This window comes from Gemmobacter denitrificans (assembly GCF_036964905.1).
In the GTDB taxonomy this organism is placed as follows: domain Bacteria; phylum Pseudomonadota; class Alphaproteobacteria; order Rhodobacterales; family Rhodobacteraceae; genus Gemmobacter; species Gemmobacter denitrificans.
This window is the reverse complement of record NZ_JBALHR010000003.1, coordinates 16754-34040: the sequence shown is the minus strand read 5'-3', so window position 1 is coordinate 34040 and position 17287 is coordinate 16754. Positions and strand designations below refer to the sequence as shown.

The window sequence follows — 17287 nt, the reverse complement described above, 5'->3', positions numbered from 1 at the left end:
TTTCCGGTCGAATTCGGGTTCTGCTTCCCCTTCGTACCCGTAAGGATATCGAAAGAGCCGACTTTGGGATTCTCTTTTCTGATGGCAGATTGCTAGAGTTGCAGTTGCCACGGAAATGTGCATAAGCGATCACAACTGGTAAGAAAAGAAAAATATGCCGCAAATGGAAAACTTGTCGCAGGATCAGGCCGAACCCCAACTTGCCAGCGATGACTGGGAGGCCGAACGCCTGCAACTCCGCTCTGATCTGGGCAACCGGATGAAAGCCGTGCGTCAGGCCTGCGGCTTCACGCTGGAGGTTGCCGCACAGCGCACCGGGCTGGCTGTCTCGACGATCCACAAGATCGAAAACGGCCGGGTTTCCCCCAGTTATGAAAATCTGGTCCGCATTGCCCGGGCATATGACATCGGGATGGAACGGCTGTTTTCTTCGGATCACGACGCCGTGCAAACCACCCGGATGACGGTGACCAAGGCAGGGCAGGGCCGCAAGGTGCGTTCCAAGAACTTTGAATATGAGGTTCTGTGCAACGCATTGGCCGAAAAGAAGATCATCCCGCTGGTCACCCGCGTCGAAAAACGCCCGCCGCTGAAACCTTCCGAACTTGAATCCCATGATGGCGAAGAAACGCTTTATGTGCTGTCGGGGCGGATCGAACTGGTGGTGGAGCATTACAAGCCGGTGGTGCTGGAACCGGGCGACTGCGCCTATTTCGACAGCACGATCCGGCATGGCCTGCGCGCGCTTGATGATGAAGAGGCCCGGATTTTCTGGGCCTGCACCTATGTCGATGTGGACAAATAGGCCCGGCCCCCGGCGGCAGCGCCCCGCATCGCTTACCTGAAGGAGACTGCCCCAGCATGGCCGAGCCACATCGCATTTCCCATGATGATCTGCTGACCCGGATCGAAACGATTTTCACCCGCGCCGGGGTGCGCGCCGACAGCGCCAAGGCCGTCGCCCGGGTCATCGCGGCAGGTGAACGCGACAATTGCAAATCGCATGGCATCTATCGGATCGAAGGCTGCCTGCGGGTGTTGGCGGCGGGCAAGGTTGAACCCGATGCCGTGCCGGAACTGCATGACAGCGGAACGGCCGTGATCGAGGTGGATGCCAGGGGCGGCTTTGCCAACCCGGCCTTTTACGCGGCCCGGCAGGCATTGGCCGACCGCGCGCGGAAGACCGGGATCGCGGCGCTGGTCATCCGCGATTGCCTGCATTTTTCCGCGTTGTGGCATGATGTGGAAGCGCTGGCCGAAGATGGGCTGGCCTCTCTTTCGATGTGTCCAAGCTATGCCTTCGTTGCGCCTGCCGGGGGAAAGGAACCGCTTCTGGGCACCAACCCCATCGCCTTCGGCTGGCCGCGCCCCGGCGCGCATCCCTATGTGTTCGATTTTGCAACCAGCGTCGCGGCACGGGGTGAAATCGAACTGCATCGCCGCGCGGGCAAGCCGATCCCCGAAGGCTGGGCCGTGGATCGTGACGGTCAGCCGACCACCGATCCCGAAGTGGCGCTGAACGGCGCGATGCTCACATTTGGCGGCCACAAGGGCTCGGCCATCTCGACCATGGTGGAATTGCTGGCCGGTGCCATGCTGGGCGAATTCATGAGCAAGGAGGCGCTGGATTTCATGGGGGGCGCCAGCCTGCTGCCGCGCCATGGCGCGCTCATCCTTGCGCTGGATCCCCACGTTTTTGCCGCCCGCAGTGGCCGCGATCCGATTGCCGAGGGCGAAAAACTGCTGACAGCCATTGGCGCGCAAGGCGCCCGGCTTCCATCCGAGCGCCGTTTTGCCGCGCGCGAAAGGGCGCTGCGCGACGGGATCCCCCTGACAGATGCAGAACTGGCCCAGCTGGACCGGTTCGAAGCGATGGGGCTTGCCGCAGTCGCGGAATGATGCAGGGCCAGACGCCGCCGCCATCAGCCAGTGCGCAAACACCAAAGGCGCGGGGTATTCCCCGCGCCTTTCACATCTGGCCCCGACCCGTCAACGCACGCTGGCAAGAAAGGCCCGGGTTTCGGGATGCTGGGGATCGCCGAAAATCTGCGCCGGTTCACCGATTTCCGCCATGATGCCCTTGTGGAAATAGGCAACCCGGTTCGACACATCCCGTGCGAAGGCCATTTCATGCGTCACGCAGATCATGGTCATGCCCTCTTCCGCCAGCATCTTCAGCGTTTCCAGCACCTCGCCCACCAATTGCGGGTCCAGCGCCGAGGTCACCTCGTCAAACAGCATGTAATCCGGTGACATGGCCAACGCCCGGGCAATCGCCATGCGCTGCTGCTGCCCACCCGACAAGCGCGACGGATAAGTGCCAAGCTTGTCGCCCAGCCCGACATGGCGCAACTGCTTTTCCGCAATCGCCTCAGCCTCGGCCTTGCCGATCCCCAGCACCTTGCGCGGTGCCAGCGTGACATTTTCCAGAACCGTCAGATGGGGAAAGGCATTCCACTGCTGAAAAACGATACCGATCTTCTGACGCAGCCTGTTCAGATTGGTGGTGGCCGCATGCACTTCGGTTCCATCCACAAGGATCTTGCCGGAATTGATCGGCTCCAGCCCGTTGATGCAGGTCAGCAGGGTGGATTTGCCCGATCCCGATCCGCCGATGACGGTGACCACCTCGCCCTTTTCGACAGTCAGGTCGATCCCCTTGAGCACCTGCAGCGGACCAAAGGACTTGTGAACATTCTGGATCTCAATCATTGGACCACCTTTTTTCGAGATAGCCGCCCAGACGGGCAAGCGGAAAGCTGATGAGGAAGTAGAAGGCCCCGCAGATCATCAGCAGGAACAGCGGCTCTTGCAGCCGGGTGATCAATATCTGGGTAGATTTCAGCAGTTCAGTCACCTGAACCACATAGACCAGCGCAGAATCCTTCATGACCCCCAGCGCAAGCCCGATCCATGACGGCAGCGCGACCCGGGTGGCCAGCGGCATCACGATGTGGCGCATGTCCTGCCCCCATGTCATGCCGAGCGACCGGGCCGCGCGTCGGGTCGTGGTGGGAACGGCTTCGATCCCGCCGCGCACAATCTCGGCGCAATAGGCCGCCGTGTACAGCGACAGCACCAGACAGGCGACGGTGAACCCCGAAAGCTGCAGCCGCAGCACCACCCCCAGAAAGGCATTGGCCAGCACAAGCTGGATCAGCAACGGAACCGACCGGAAGATATCCAGAAAGAAGGTCAGCGGCAGGCAGGCCTGCGCCCCGAACTGGACCCGGATCACCCCGAAGACGACACCCAGGAGGGTGCCCATGGCGACCGAAATCACGGTAACGATGATCGTCATGCCCGCACCCCGGGCAAGGAACAGAAGATCGGCGGAGGTCAGAGCAGTTTCGAACATGGCTGGTTCCCCCTCAGTACCGGAACAGGCGTGCGGCCAGCAGGCGCGCAGCCAGGGTGATGATCTTGGTGATGAGGTAGAAGATCACCGCGGCGATGGCGAAAAGCTCGAAGGTGCGGAAGGTCAGCGCATTCAGATCCTGCGTCACGCCATACAGATCGGAATTCATTCCGACGGTCACGCCAAGCGAGGTCATCAAGACCGCCCAGACCATCTGGTTGGTCATCGGCAGAAAGGAAATGCGCAGCATCTGCGGCAGGATGACATGGCGGAAGGCCTGCATCTGCGACATGCCCAGGGACCGCCCGGCACGGGTCTGCGTCTCGGGGATGGCCTTCAGCGCACCGCGGAAGTTTTCGGCCAGATAGCCCGCATTGTTGAAGGTGATCCCGATCAGCAGTGACAGGAAGGGGCTGAAATGGATGCCAAAACTCGCAACGCCGAAATGTGCCATATAGATCTGGAACAGGGCCGGGGTATTGCGTGCGACTTCAACCCAAGCGGCAGCCAGGGCCCGAAGGGGGCGCGAGCCGGACAGGCGGAACAGTGTCAGAAGAATGGCGCATGCAATGCCGATCAGCATCGACAGCACCGCAATCTCCATGGTCACCAGCGCACCGTCCAGCATCTTGGGAAGCCGGGCCAGGGCCTGGTTCCATTGAAAGGTGTAACCGAACATGGGTGTTTCCTGATGCGGGATGCGGATGGCAAAGCGGCGCGGAACATCCGCGCCGCCTGCCCTTGCTGCATCGGATTAGCGATAGGCGTTCGGCACGGTCAGTGCGGGCAACGAACCGCCGACCCACTTTTCGTACAATTCGGCATAGCGGCCGGTGCGGATCTGCTGGTTCACGAACAGGTTCAGATAGTTGATAAGCCCGTATTCGTTGCGATTTGTGAACAGCGCCACATAGTCGGTATCAAAGGGCGCATTGCCGACAACCGAAATGCCCGGAAAATTGCCGGTCTTCACATTGGCCATCGCCACGGTCGAGGTGGAGACGGTCGCATCCAGTTGCCCCTGGCTGAGCGCAAGGAAAACATCGGCCTGGGTCTGATAAGGGCGGAACTGGCCCTCACCCCATTCGTTCACCTGCTTTTCCAGCGCGATCGCCTCATAGGTGCCCGCAACGGCGCCAACGGTATGTCCCTTCATGTCCTCATAGGATTTGATACCGGTCGCGTCATTGGCGGTGACGGCCATTTCAAAGGCGAAATAGGGGATGCTGAAGCCAACTGTCTTGGCCCGTTCCAGCGTGTCAGAGGTCGAGGCGACACCAACATCGACGCGGCCCGACATCAGCGCAGGGATACGCTCGGGGAAGGGCGTCTCGACGATCTCGGCGGTCACACCCAGGGCTGCGGCCAGATCGTTGCAGTAATCGACGTCAAAGCCGATGGGCTGGTTATCGGCATCGCGCATCCCCATCGGCGGGAAATCCAGCACGACGGCGCAGCGCAGCGTGCCCGAGGCGATGATGTCATCCAGCTTGTCTGCCTGTGCCATGCCTGCAGCACCGGCTGCGGCAAGCAGGGTCGCGATCAAAGTCAGCTTTTTCATTCCTTGAACTCCTCTGTTGATTCTTGCGCGAACATGCATATTTTTCTTTTTTGTTGCAAGAATTTTTCATATAGGAAAATTCATGGCGCAACGGAAAAACCTGCGCTATACCAGCGCCCAACCTGCCAGCGCGCAGGACGGCACCGGCCATCGCGCCGCATCAGAAGGGAAAGTCATGTCATTTGTACCCAGCGGCAAACACCTGATTGCCGGCGCATGGATCGGATCGCAAACCACCTTCCTGTCGGAACCCGCGCATGGGCCGGCACATGCTTTTGCAGTGGGCACCCCTGATCTGGTGGATCAGGCAGTGCAGGCTGCCGAGGCGGCCTTCGCGACGTATTCGCAAACCACGCAGGCTGCCCGTGCCGAATTTCTGGACCGTATCGCCGACGAAATCGACCTGCGGGCCACGGCGATCACTACCATTGGCACGCAGGAAACCGGCCTGCCCGAGGCCCGCCTGAACGGTGAACGGGGGCGCACCACGGGCCAGTTGCGCCTGTTTGCCCAGCATATCCGGCAGGGCAGCCATCTTGATCTGCGCCACGACGCCGCCTTGCCCGACCGCCTGCCCCTGCCGCGCCCCGAGTTGCGCCTGATGCAGCGGCCCATCGGCCCGGTGGCCGTGTTCGGCGCGTCGAACTTTCCGCTGGCATTCTCCACGGCCGGGGGCGACACGGCGGCGGCACTGGCGGCTGGCTGCCCTGTCGTGGTCAAGGGCCATGGCGCGCATCCCGGCACCGCCGAAATCGTCGCGCAGGCCATTTTGGCCGCAATTCACCACTGCGACATGCCCGCAGGCGTGTTTTCGCTGGTGCAGGGGGGCAGGCGCGACGTTGGCCAGGCCCTTGTGCAGCATCCGCTGATCAAGGCCGTCGGGTTCACCGGATCGCTGGCCGGGGGGCGCGCCTTGTTCGATCTTTGTGCGCAGCGCCCCGAGCCCATTCCGTTTTTCGGCGAACTGGGATCTGTCAACCCGATGTTCCTGCTGCCTGCAGCCGTCGCCAGCCGGGGTACGGAAATCGGGCGCGGCTGGGCGGCTTCGCTGACCATGGGAGCAGGACAATTCTGCACAAATCCGGGCATTGCCGTGGTGCTGGCAGGCGCGGACAGTGACACCTTCGTCGAAGCCGCACGCCTCGCACTGGCCGAAACCGGCCCGCAGGTGATGCTGACCGATGGCATCGCGGCGGCCTATGCCACCGGCGCGGCAGAGATGGCCCGACAGAACGGTGTTCAGGCGCTATTGCAATCCATCTGCGCGCCACGGCAGGCCCTGCCCTTCCTGTTCACCGTCTCTGCGGCGGATTGGCTGGACAATCCCCGACTGGCGGAAGAGGTGTTCGGGCCGTTGGGTCTGGTGATCGTGGCCACCGACATTGCCCAGATGGAACAGGTTGCCCACCGGTTTCAGGGGCAGTTGACGGCCACGCTGCATATGGACAGCGCCGATATGCCGCTGGCCCGCAGCCTGCTGCCCGTGCTGGAACGCAAGGCCGGGCGCATACTTGCCAATGGCTTTCCCACGGGGGTGGAGGTCTGCGACAGCATGGTTCATGGCGGCCCTTATCCCGCCTCGACCAATTTCGGCGCGACCTCGGTCGGCACCCTGTCCATCCGCCGCTTCCTGCGGCCTGTCTGCTATCAGAACCTGCCTGAGGAGCTGCTGCCACAGGTCTGACCGACGGGGCCCCCGCCCATCTGGCATCTGCTGATCGGGGCCCGCCACGCCGCAACATTCCCTTCGCCCGCGAAATACTCCATCCTGTGCAGGATCGGGGTGCTGCGGGGCGCAAGGGGATGGGGATGGCGCGATCAAGGGTTGGGGCGGGCATGGGTGACTTTGACCTTGTCATCTTCGATTGCGACGGCGTGCTGGTGGACAGCGAAAAGATCAGCGCCGCCATGCTGATCGCCGAACTGGGGGCCATGGGAATAACCGTGGATATGCCCTATGTCGCGCGGCACTTTCTGGGGCGCAGCTATCCGGTCGTCATGTCGCAGATCCGGCGGGATTTCGGGATCGATCTGCCGGAAGGTTTTGAAGAGGCTTATCGCAACCGGCTGCTGGCCGCCTTTTCCGAAAGCCTGACCGCCATGCCCGGCGTGGCCCGGGTCCTGTCCGGTCTGCGACTGCCGTGGTGCGTGGCCACCTCGTCCAGCCCCAGGCGGGTCGAGGCATCGTTGCGCATGACCGGGCTGTGGGATCTGGCCAGGGGCCGCGTCTTTACGGCGAGTGAGGTTGCCAATGGCAAACCCGCGCCCGATCTGTTCCTGCATGCCGCAGCCCGCATGGGGGCCAGCCCCACCCGCTCTCTGGTGATCGAAGACAGCCTGACCGGCATCCGCGCCGGACGTGCCGCCGGCATGATCGTCTGGCGGTTCACGGGTGGCAGCCATCTTGGCCCTGTGCTGGACCCCGAACCCGAAGATGCCCGCCCCGATCTGCATTTTGCCAGTTTCACGGGGTTTTTCGATCTTCTGCCGCAGGCCGCCCCCGCGCCGCCAGCCCCCCGGAAAGATGCTTGATCGCACTGCCCCGGCTTTGACACTATGACAGTTCACGAATTGGCCGGGGTCACCCGACCGTGGCAGGTGCAGAATGGAAACCGAAAACTCCTTGTTGGACGCAGCCGCGCGGGCAGGATGGCTGTATTACGTCGGCGGCATGACGCAGGACCAGATCGCAACCGAACTGGGCGTGTCCCGGCAGCGGGCACAAAGACTGGTCAGCAAGGCGATGGCCGAAGGGCTGATCCGGGTTCGGCTGGATCACAAGATCGGCCGCTGCCTTGAGCTTGAGGCGCAGTTGGTACGGCATTATGGGCTGCAGCGCGCCCGCGTCGCACCCGATTTGGGGGCCGGGGCTGAACCGGCCCGAGCCACCGCCGCAACTGCAGCAACCTTGCTGGAAAGCTTTCTGGCCCGGGCCGAACCCCAGACCATCGCGGTAGGCACCGGCCGCGCGCTCAGTGCAATGGTGGGTGAAATCGTGCCGCAACGGAATGACCGGCATCGGATCGTGTCGTTGATCGGCAATATTGCCCCTGATGGGGCGGCATCCTTCTATGACGTGATCATGCTGCTGGCCGACAGGCTGCATGCCCCGCATTATCCGATGCCTGCGCCGCTGATTTCCGAAACCCCCGAGGAACGCGCAATGTTCCACGCCCTGCGCCCGGTGCAAACCGTGGCCAATCTGGCGCGCAAGGCCGATGTCTATTTTGTCGGGATCGGCCAGATGGATGAAACCGCGCCCCTGTTCAAGGACGGGTTCATAACCCGCAGCCAGTTGGCCGACATGCAGGCCAAGGGCGCGGTGGGCGAGATTGTCGGCGGGGTCTATGGGGCCGAAGGTCGCTATATCGAAACCCCGATTTCGGCCCTTGTGGGCGGGGTCAGGATCGAACCCGGACACAGCGTTCCCGTGGTTGGTGTTGCGGCAGGCCAGACAAAGGTCGCCGCGATCCGTGCGGCGTTGAAGGGTCGAATCATCAACTCGTTGGTGACGGACGAACCCACCGCCGCCGCCCTTCTGGCCTGAAACCGGAACTTTATCTGCGCCCCCCATGACTTTGCTGGGAATTTCCCGGTTGACCTTGCGCGTCGCCGCATGAATAATTACTCACGCGATGGGCATATGCTCATGCCAAGGGAGGATACGATGAAACTGACGATCCGGGCGCTTATGGGCGCCTGTGCTGTTGCTGCGCTCGGCACCGCAGCCATGGCCGAAACCACCATCACCGTGGCGACCGTGAACAATGGCGACATGATCCGCATGCAGGGTCTGATGGACGACTTCTATGCCAAGCACCCCGACATCAAGGTCGAGTGGGTCACGCTGGAAGAGAACATCCTGCGCCAGAACGTCACCACCGATATTGCCACCGGCGGTGGCCAGTATGACGTGATCACCATCGGCACCTATGAAGTGCCGATCTGGGCCAAACAGGGTTGGCTGGAAGGTCTGAACGACCTGCCCGCCGATTACGACGTGGATGACCTGCTGCCCGCGATCCGTGGCGGCCTGACCCTCGACGGCACGCTTTTTGCCTCGCCCTTCTATGGGGAATCGTCCTTTGTGAACTATCGCAAGGATCTGGCGGAAAAGGCTGGCATCACCCTTTCGGACGCGCCCACCTGGGACGAGATCAAGGCCGCTGCCGCTGCCATGACCGATACCGCCAATGGCATCTACGGCATCTGCCTGCGCGGCAAGGCCGGTTGGGGCGAGAACATGGCGTTCCTGAGCAGCATGGCCAACAGCTATGGTGCACGCTGGTTCGATGAAAACTGGAACCCCCAGTTCGACCAGCCGGAATGGAAGGCCGTGCTGACCGACTATGTCGATCTGCTGACCAAATACGGCCCGCCCGGCGCATCGAACAACGGCTATAACGAAAACCTGACGCTGTCACTGCAGGGCAAATGCGCCATGCGGATGGATGCCACGGTTTCGGCAGGCTCGCTGACCGATCCGGCGCAATCGGAGTTTGCCGAACAGGTCGGCTTTGCACTGGCCCCCGATGCCGGTCTGGGCAAGCGCGCCAACTGGCTCTGGGCCTGGTCGCTGGCCATCCCGGCCTCGTCTGACGCCAAGGATGCAGCCAAGACCTTCGTGAACTGGGCCACCAACAAGGACTACATCTCGCTCGTGGCCTCCAAGGAAGGCTGGCGCAATGCACCTCCGGGCACCCGCAGCTCGCTCTATGCGAACCCGGAATATGCGGCCCTGCCCTTCGCCAAGATGACGATCGACAGCATCAACGCGGCAGACCCGACCAATCCGGCCACCAAGCCGGTGCCCTATGTCGGCGTGCAGTTCGTGGCCATCCCGGAATTCGCGGGTCTGGCCACCGGCGTGGGCGAAATCTTCTCGGCCGCTCTGGCTGGGCAGAAGTCGGTGGATGAAGCGCTGGCCGAAGCGCAGGCCCTGTCGGTGGAAGAAATGACCACCGCCGGCTATCTGAAGTAACGCAGGCCAAAGGGGGCCGGCTTTCAGGCCGGCCCTCGTGGCCCGAACTGCCCCTTGCGCCGCAGGGGGCAGCCTTCAAAAATCCGGCATTCCATTCGCCCGTCCACGGTGCCCGCTGGCCCCGCACCGGAGAGTTGCCCCATGTCCACCCAATCCACCCGACTTGCCGCGCGCGTGATGGTCGCGCCCTCGGTCATCCTGCTGTTTGTCTGGATGATCGTGCCGCTGGCCCTGACGCTTTACTATTCCTTCCGGTTTTTCCGCCTGCTGACGCCGGAGCGTGCCGGTTTCAACGGCATCACCAATTACGCATGGTTTCTGAACGCGCCCGAATTCTGGCTGGCCATCGTCAATACGCTGGTGCTGGTGCTGGGGGTCCTGGTGATCACGGTCGTTCTGGGCGTGCTGATCGCCCTGCTGATCGATCAACCGGTCAAGGGCCAGGGCGTGCTGCGCATCCTTGTCATCGCCCCCTTCTTCGTGATGCCCCCGGTTGCCGCCTCGATCTGGGAAAACCTGTTCATGCATCCGCAAAACGGGCTGTTTGCCGCCATCGCCACCGGCTTTGGGGCGCAACCGATCCTGTTTCTGGAAAACTATCCGATGGCGTCGGTCATCGGGATCGTGGCATGGGAATGGTTGCCCTTCTCGACGCTGATCCTGTTGACCGCGCTGCAATCGCTGTCCTCCGAACAGCTGGAGGCCGCCGAGATGGACGGGGCCTCGGCCCTTGCCCGGTTCCGCTATATCATCCTGCCGCATCTGACGCGGTCGATCACCGTGGTCGTGCTGATCCAGACCATCTTCCTGCTGGGCATCTTCGGTGAAATCTACACCACCACACAGGGTGGGCCGGGGTCGGCTTCGACCACATTGCCTTACATGATCTTCAAGCAGGCCATCGTCGCGAAAGACATCGGCCGCGCCGCCGCCGGGGGGATCATTGCCGTGATCCTTGCCAATATCGTCGCCTTCTTCCTGATGCGCAGCATCGGCAAGAACCTTGACGCATAAGGAACAGGCCCATGTCCCGCGCCATTTCGCCCCGCCGCAAGGCCCTGACCACCCTGGCCGCATGGTCGGTTGCCCTGCTGATCTTCTTTCCCGTGCTGTGGATGATCTTGACATCGTTCAAGACGGAAACCTCTGCCGTCGCGGTGCCGCCGCAACTGTTCACCGCTGACTGGACGCTGGAAAACTATGCCGAGGTCTGGTCCCGTTCCGACTATCCGCGGTTCTTCTGGAACTCGGTCGTCATCGCAGTCGGGTCCACCCTGCTGGGGCTGGTGATCGCAATTCCGGCCGCATGGGCCATGGCCTTTGTCCCCGGCAAGCGGACCAAGGACCTGCTGATGTGGATGCTCTCGACCAAGATGATGCCCGCCGTGGCCGTGCTGATCCCGCTCTATCTCATCATGCAGCGCGCCGGTTTGTTCGATACCAAGATCGGCCTGGTTCTGGTTCTGATGCTCATCAACCTGCCGATCATCATCTGGATGCTCTACACCTATTTCAAGGAAATCCCCGGCGAGATCCTAGAAGCCGCCCGGATGGATGGCGCGGGGCTGCTGGATGAAATCATCCATGTCCTGACGCCGATGGCCGTGCCCGGCATCGCATCGACCATGCTGCTGAACATCATCCTGGCCTGGAACGAGGCGTTCTGGACCATCACGCTGACCACCACCAAGGCGGCTCCGCTTTCGGCCTTCATCGCCAGCTTCTCGGCGCCGCAGGGCCTGTTCTACGCAAAACTTTCGGCAGCTTCGGCCATGGCCATCATGCCGATCCTGATCCTTGGCTGGTTCAGCCAGAAACAACTCGTCCGCGGCCTGACCTTTGGCGCGGTGAAGTGAGGTAGCTATGGGAAAGATTCAACTTCGTCAGGTCCGCAAGTCATTCGGAGACGTGCATGTCATTCCCGGCATCGACCTTGATATCGAAGATGGCGAATTCGTCGTGTTCGTGGGCCCGTCGGGCTGTGGCAAATCCACGTTGCTGCGCCTGATCGCGGGGCTGGAAGATACCAGCGCCGGCGTGATCGAGATCGATGGCAAGGATGCCACCCACCTGCCTCCTGCCAAACGCGGGCTGGCCATGGTCTTCCAGTCCTATGCGCTGTACCCGCATATGACCGTGCGCAAGAACATCGCCTTCCCGCTGAAGATGGCCGGGATGGATCAGGCCGAACAGGAACGCCGGGTGGAACGCGCGGCGGCGGTGCTGAACCTTGGCAGCTATCTGGATCGCCGCCCCGGCCAGCTTTCGGGTGGCCAGCGGCAGCGGGTGGCCATTGGCCGCGCCATCGTGCGCGAACCGGCGGCCTTCCTGTTCGACGAGCCGCTGTCGAACCTTGATGCAGCGTTGCGCGTGGGCATGCGGCAGGAAATCAGCGAGCTGCACCAAAGCCTGAAAACAACTATGATCTATGTCACCCATGATCAGGTCGAAGCGATGACCATGGCCGACAAGATCGTGGTGCTGAACGCGGGCCGCATCGAACAGGTGGGCAGCCCGCTGACGCTGTATCACCAGCCGTGCAACATCTTTGTCGCCGGGTTCATCGGCAGCCCGAAGATGAACTTCGTCTCCGGGGCCGAAGCGGCCAGACACAACGCCCATACCATCGGTATCCGGCCGGAACATATCACCGTTGGCGATGGCCCCTGGGAGGGCGTGGTGGGCCTGTCGGAACATCTGGGCTCTGACAGCTTCATCAAGGTGGATGTGCCGGGTCTGGGCATCATCAACGTTCGTGGCCCCGGCGAACTTGGCGTGCATCACGGTGACCGGATCCGTCTGAACCCCGATCCGGCGCGGATTCACCGCTTTGACCAGGATGGAAAGGCATTGGCATGAAACTTCGGGGAAAAATTGCCCTGATCACGGGCGCAGCCCGTGGCATCGGCAAGGCCTTTGCTGCGGCCTATGTGGCCGAAGGTGCCACAGTGGCGATTGCCGACATCAACCTTGAAGCCGCCGAAAAGGCTGCGGCAGAGATCGGCCCTGATGCCTTTGCGCTGCATCTGGATGTCAGCCGTCAAGACAGCATCGACCACGCCTTTGCCGCGATGGCGGCACGCGGCGGGATCGACATTCTGGTGAACAACGCGGCGTTGTTCGACATGGCGCCGATTGTCGAAATCACCCGCGAAAGCCATGACCGGCTGTTTTCGATCAACGTGGCAGGCACCTTGTTCGTGTTGCAGGCTGCGGCCCGCCAGATGATCTCCCAGGGGCGCGGCGGCAAGATCATCAACATGGCCAGCCAGGCAGGTCGGCGCGGCGAGGCGCTGGTCGGCGTCTATTGCGCAACCAAGGCGGCAGTGATCTCGCTCACGCAATCGGCGGGCCTGGATCTCATCAAGCACGGCATCAACGTCAACGCGATCGCACCCGGCGTGGTAGAGGGCGAACACTGGGATCACGTCGATGCCCTGTTCGCCCGCCATGAAGGCCGCCAGCCCGGCGAAAAGAAACGGATCGTCGGCGCTGCGGTGCCCTATGGCCGCATGGGAACCGCGGCTGACCTGACCGGCATGGCAATCTTTCTTGCCAGCCCTGACTCGGACTATGTCGTCGCGCAGTGTTTTGGCGTTGATGGCGGAAACTGGATGGCCTGAAATGACCCTGTCAAACGCCACACTTTCACAACTGCCAGCGGCGGTTGTAACACCAGCCTATGACCGCAAGCAGTTGAAGCCGGGGATCGTTCATATCGGCTGCGGCAATTTCCACCGCGCCCATATGGCCGTCTATCTGGATGATCTTTTTGCCCGCGGGTTGGCGCAGGATTGGGCCATCATCGGCGCTGGCGTCCGCGCGGGCGATGCCCGCATGCGCGACGCTCTGGCCGCGCAGGATTACCTGTATAGCGTGATCGAATTGGCCCCTGAAAGCCGGGCGGCCCGCGTGATCGGGGCGATGACGGATTTTCTGCCGGTCTGTGATGACAATGGCCCGCTGATCGCAGCCATGTCCCGGCCCGACATCCGCATCGTTTCGTTGACGGTCACGGAAGGCGGCTATTACATCGATCCGGCGACCGGGGCATTCAACCCCGCCCATCCCGACATCCGGCATGACGGGCTGAATCCCGAAACGCCCCGCACTGCCTTTGGGGCCATTGCCGCCGCCCTGCGCCTGCGCCGCAGCGCCGGGATCGCGCCCTTCACCGTGATGTGCTGCGACAATCTTCCGCATAATGGCCAGGTGACGGCGGCCGCCGTGGTTGGCGTGGCCCGGCTTTCCGATCCGGAACTGGCCGATTGGATTGCCGCCCAGGTCGCCTTTCCCAATTCGATGGTGGATCGCATCACCCCAGCCACGGGCCCGCGTGAACAGGCCATGGCCCGCGATCTTGGCCTTGACGATGCAGCCCCGGTCACCTGCGAACCTTTCCGGCAATGGGTGCTGGAAGACAGGTTTCCGGCAGGCCGCCCGCCATTGGAAGAGGTTGGCGTGGTTTTCACCGATCGCGTGGATGCCTTCGAAACCATGAAGATCCGTATCCTGAACGGGGGGCATGCCATCATCGCCTATCCGGGCGGGCTGGCCGATATCGAATATGTCCATGAGGCAATGGCCGATCCGCAGATCCGCGCCTTTCTGGATACCGTCCTGACGCGGGAAGTGCTGCCCTTCGTACCACCGGTGCCGGGCACCCGCCTGCCCGACTACAAGGCGCTGATCATCGACCGGTTCTCCAATCCGATGATTGCGGATACCGTGCGCCGCCTGTGTCTGGATGGATCCAACCGGCAGCCCAAGTTCATCGTGCCCAGCCTGCGCGACAATCTCGCGGCGGGCGGCGATGCCCGGGGGCTGATCCTGCTTTCGGCGCTCTGGTGCCGCTATTGTGCTGGTACGACCGAGACCGGCCTTGCCATTGCGCCCAACGATCCTGCCTGGGACAGCCTGACACATCGCGCCGGAGTCGCCAGGCAGACCCCGCAGGCCTGGCTTGACGGGAATGAAGCCTATGGCGATCTGGCCCGGGATTCGCGTTTTGCAACCCCCTTTGCCAATGCGCTGCAGGATGTCTGGAACCGCGGTTCCCGGGCAGCCATTGCCGACTATCTTTCGTCTGTGGCTTAGAACCCAGCTGGCAGAGCCTTGCAGGCCCGACTGGCATGTCCGGGCCTGCTGGCCAGCCCTTGCATCAATCAGCTTTGGGCTGATCTGGGCCAATTTGGGCATTTCTGGCCAAGCCAATGATATCCTTAACGTGTCCCATACCAGACATGCCAGATCCAGTGCCCATCCATAAACCACCGGGTCGGGCCATTTGCACGCATAAGTTGATGCAGCAAAGCTTTTTCATGGCTCCGGCCTGGCTTGACGGGCCTGATCAGCCACAGTGAGTGATTCGGCATTTCTTAACGCCTGTCCCCCACAGTCTGGAACTGCCACAAAACCACGCAAACCAGACGCGCTGTTGTTCGGGATAAAGCAGTCATGAAACTGTCCCTCAAAACCAAGGTCCTCTCGCTGATTGTCGCGATACTTGTCTCTCTGGCAGTCAGCCTTTCGGCATTGCTCATCTCCCTGCAACGAGATGCGCTTGTTGCCCGGATCGAACACGCGCAAAGCGTGGTGTTGCGCGTGCTCGCCTTTGATCAGCAGAACAATACGCGCGAAGCCGGGTTTACCTACACCACCGACGAAAAGGGTCTTCTGGTTTCGGCGGAATGGGAACAGGTTCCGGATTTTGCCGATAACAAGACAGCCGAGGGGTCGGTCATGCAGACCGATGGTATCGGTTCAATCCTGCGATACGACAAGGCGTCGGGCCGATTCATCCGCGTTTCAACCACCTTCCGGGATTTGACCGGGGCGTATGCCACCGGAACCGGACTGGAACCAGACAGTGACAGCCATGCCGCCCTATTGCGGGGGGAACAGCACCTCGGCACCGTGTCAATCCTCGGAACGCCGGTCAAGGCACAGCATTTTCCGATCCGGAACAAAGCAGGCGAGATCACCGGCGCGCTGGAGGCTGGAATTGCCGAATCCGAACTCACTGCCGTTATTGACCAGACGATCAAGAAAGCTGTTCTGGCCGCTGGCTTCGCGATTGCCCTTGCGGTTATCTCGGGTCTTGTCCTGATGTCGCTGGCTCTGCGTCCGATTGGGCAGATCAACACCGCCATGAAGCGCGTTGCAGCCGAAGATTATGAAACCGAAATTCCGCATCAGGATACGCCCGATGCAATCGGTGACATGGCCCGCAATCTCGATGCGTTCCGGCTAGCCTTGTCCGATGCAAAAGCCGCGCGCGAGGCACAGCTAGCATCACAACAGATGGCGATGGAGCAAGCCGAAAGCACGGCCCGCACCCAGGCAAGGGTGGTTCGGGATATTTCTGATGGTCTGCAACGGCTTGAAACCGGCGATCTGACACGGAAGATCGAAAGTCCCGCCACTGATCCCTTCCCTGCCGAATATGAACAATTGCGGGCGAGCTATAATTCCGTGATCGATGCCTTGAATGCGGTCATTCAGGACGCCCATGAGGTTGCGCAATCCGTCTTTGGCAGCGCGGCCGAAATCGACAGTGCCTCGGATGCTCTGGCAAAACGGACTGAAACGCAGGCCGCAACGCTGGAACAGACATCGGCGGCCCTGAGCGGCCTGGCCGAGAACGTCAGTTCGGCCAGCATCCGGGTTGCGCAGGCCGAGACGGCGGGCACGCAAAGCCGCCAACGCGCCGAAGCCGGGGCCGGTGTCGTGCGCGAAGCTATCGATGCCATGGCCGCCATTGAATCAAGTGCCCAGCAGATGACGCGGATCATCGGTGCCATTGAGGATATCGCCTTCCAGACCAACCTGCTTGCGCTGAATGCCGGGATCGAGGCGGCCCGTGCCGGCGATGCGGGCAAGGGATTTGCCGTCGTCGCCTCGGAGGTGCGAAACCTTGCCCTGAAAGCCTCCGATTCCGCACAGGAGATTGCTCAACTGATCTCCGACAGTCGGGGACAAGTGGACAAGGGCAGCACCCTGGTCGCACGCACCGGAGAACAGTTGGACAGTATCCTGGGTTGTGTCAGCGAAGCGCAAACACTGATGACCGAGATCGCGGCGACGTCGCAACATCAGTCTTCCGCCTTGGAAGAAATCAACCATGGGGTGGCACAGCTGGATCAGGTGTCACAACAGAATGCGGCTGTCGCAGAAGAATCCGCTGCGGCGGGTGTGGCTCTGCGCCAAAGGGCGGAAGCCCTGCTGCAAGTCCTCAGTCGGTTCCGTACCGATGCTTCGCGGGCAAACCCGGTGACAAAAAACCTGCCGTCACAGCCGCAAGCCATGCCAGAGCCGCGACGCACTGCCAAACCTGTGCCTGCTCGGGTGGTGGGAGGCGAGGCTTGGGCGGAGTTCTAGGCTCCAG

Annotated in this window: 16 protein-coding genes; 12 read left to right on the top strand and 4 right to left on the bottom strand. The window is 61.9% G+C overall.

Annotated elements, in window-relative coordinates; genetic code table 11:
* Positions 1–163: 163 nt before the first annotated feature.
* Positions 164–805 carry a helix-turn-helix domain-containing protein gene (locus tag V6590_RS05945; protein ID WP_335420924.1) on the top strand — a complete coding sequence of 214 codons (642 nt, stop codon included), beginning with the start codon at positions 164–166 and terminating at the stop codon, positions 803–805.
* A gap of 56 nt (positions 806–861) precedes the next feature.
* The gene (locus V6590_RS05940; protein WP_335420923.1) at positions 862–1899 is read left to right on the top strand and encodes an Ldh family oxidoreductase; all 1038 of its coding nucleotides are present in this window, start codon (positions 862–864) and stop codon (positions 1897–1899) included.
* Positions 1900–1989: 90 nt separating this feature from the next.
* Here V6590_RS05940 and V6590_RS05935 read toward each other — a convergent pair whose 3' ends face one another.
* The 4 genes from V6590_RS05935 to V6590_RS05920 all read right to left on the bottom strand — a co-directional run bounded on the left by V6590_RS05935 (position 1990) and on the right by V6590_RS05920 (position 4919).
* Entirely contained in the window at positions 1990–2712 is a 723-nt protein-coding gene (locus tag V6590_RS05935) for an amino acid ABC transporter ATP-binding protein (RefSeq protein WP_335420921.1), read from the bottom strand.
* On the bottom strand, positions 2705–3358 hold the full coding sequence (locus V6590_RS05930) for an amino acid ABC transporter permease (RefSeq protein WP_335420919.1): 654 nt from the start codon (positions 3356–3358) through the stop codon (positions 2705–2707). Before V6590_RS05930 ends, V6590_RS05935 begins: the two co-directional genes overlap by 8 nt.
* Positions 3359–3371: 13 nt before the next feature.
* A complete protein-coding gene (locus tag V6590_RS05925; protein WP_335420917.1) occupies positions 3372–4037 on the bottom strand; it encodes an amino acid ABC transporter permease in 666 nt (221 codons plus the stop codon).
* Positions 4038–4112: 75 nt separating this feature from the next.
* Entirely contained in the window at positions 4113–4919 is an 807-nt protein-coding gene (locus tag V6590_RS05920; protein WP_335420915.1) for an ABC transporter substrate-binding protein, read from the bottom strand.
* 175 nt (positions 4920–5094) lie between these two features.
* Here V6590_RS05920 and V6590_RS05915 point away from each other — a divergent pair, with 175 nt between their 5' ends.
* The 10 genes from V6590_RS05915 to V6590_RS05870 all read left to right on the top strand — a co-directional run bounded on the left by V6590_RS05915 (position 5095) and on the right by V6590_RS05870 (position 17280).
* Positions 5095–6603, top strand: a complete 1509-nt coding sequence (locus tag V6590_RS05915) for an aldehyde dehydrogenase (NADP(+)) (protein ID WP_335421688.1) — start codon at positions 5095–5097, stop codon at positions 6601–6603.
* Positions 6604–6728: 125 nt separating this feature from the next.
* Positions 6729–7451 (top strand): HAD family hydrolase, encoded by a 723-nt coding sequence (locus V6590_RS05910; RefSeq protein WP_335420913.1) that lies wholly within the window; start codon positions 6729–6731, stop codon positions 7449–7451.
* 73 nt (positions 7452–7524) lie between these two features.
* Complete coding sequence (locus V6590_RS05905; RefSeq protein ID WP_335420911.1) at positions 7525–8466, top strand: sugar-binding transcriptional regulator; 942 nt, start codon at positions 7525–7527, stop codon at positions 8464–8466.
* Positions 8467–8586: 120 nt separating this feature from the next.
* On the top strand, positions 8587–9900 hold the full coding sequence (locus V6590_RS05900; protein WP_335420909.1) for an ABC transporter substrate-binding protein: 1314 nt from the start codon (positions 8587–8589) through the stop codon (positions 9898–9900).
* 141 nt (positions 9901–10041) lie between these two features.
* Positions 10042–10914, top strand: coding sequence for a carbohydrate ABC transporter permease (locus tag V6590_RS05895; protein WP_335420907.1), 873 nt, complete (start codon positions 10042–10044; stop codon positions 10912–10914).
* A gap of 11 nt (positions 10915–10925) precedes the next feature.
* Complete coding sequence (locus V6590_RS05890) at positions 10926–11756, top strand: carbohydrate ABC transporter permease (RefSeq protein WP_335420906.1); 831 nt, start codon at positions 10926–10928, stop codon at positions 11754–11756.
* A 7-nt stretch (positions 11757–11763) separates the two neighbouring features.
* Positions 11764–12759 carry an ABC transporter ATP-binding protein gene (locus V6590_RS05885; RefSeq protein WP_335420904.1) on the top strand — a complete coding sequence of 332 codons (996 nt, stop codon included), beginning with the start codon at positions 11764–11766 and terminating at the stop codon, positions 12757–12759.
* On the top strand, positions 12756–13523 hold the full coding sequence (locus tag V6590_RS05880) for an L-iditol 2-dehydrogenase (RefSeq protein ID WP_335420902.1): 768 nt from the start codon (positions 12756–12758) through the stop codon (positions 13521–13523). The genes V6590_RS05885 and V6590_RS05880 overlap by 4 nt, the downstream gene beginning before the upstream one ends.
* Before the next feature lies 1 nt (position 13524).
* Positions 13525–14997, top strand: coding sequence for a mannitol dehydrogenase family protein (locus V6590_RS05875; protein ID WP_335420900.1), 1473 nt, complete (start codon positions 13525–13527; stop codon positions 14995–14997).
* A 360-nt stretch (positions 14998–15357) separates the two neighbouring features.
* Entirely contained in the window at positions 15358–17280 is a 1923-nt protein-coding gene (locus V6590_RS05870) for a methyl-accepting chemotaxis protein (protein ID WP_335420899.1), read from the top strand.
* Positions 17281–17287: the final 7 nt, after the last annotated feature.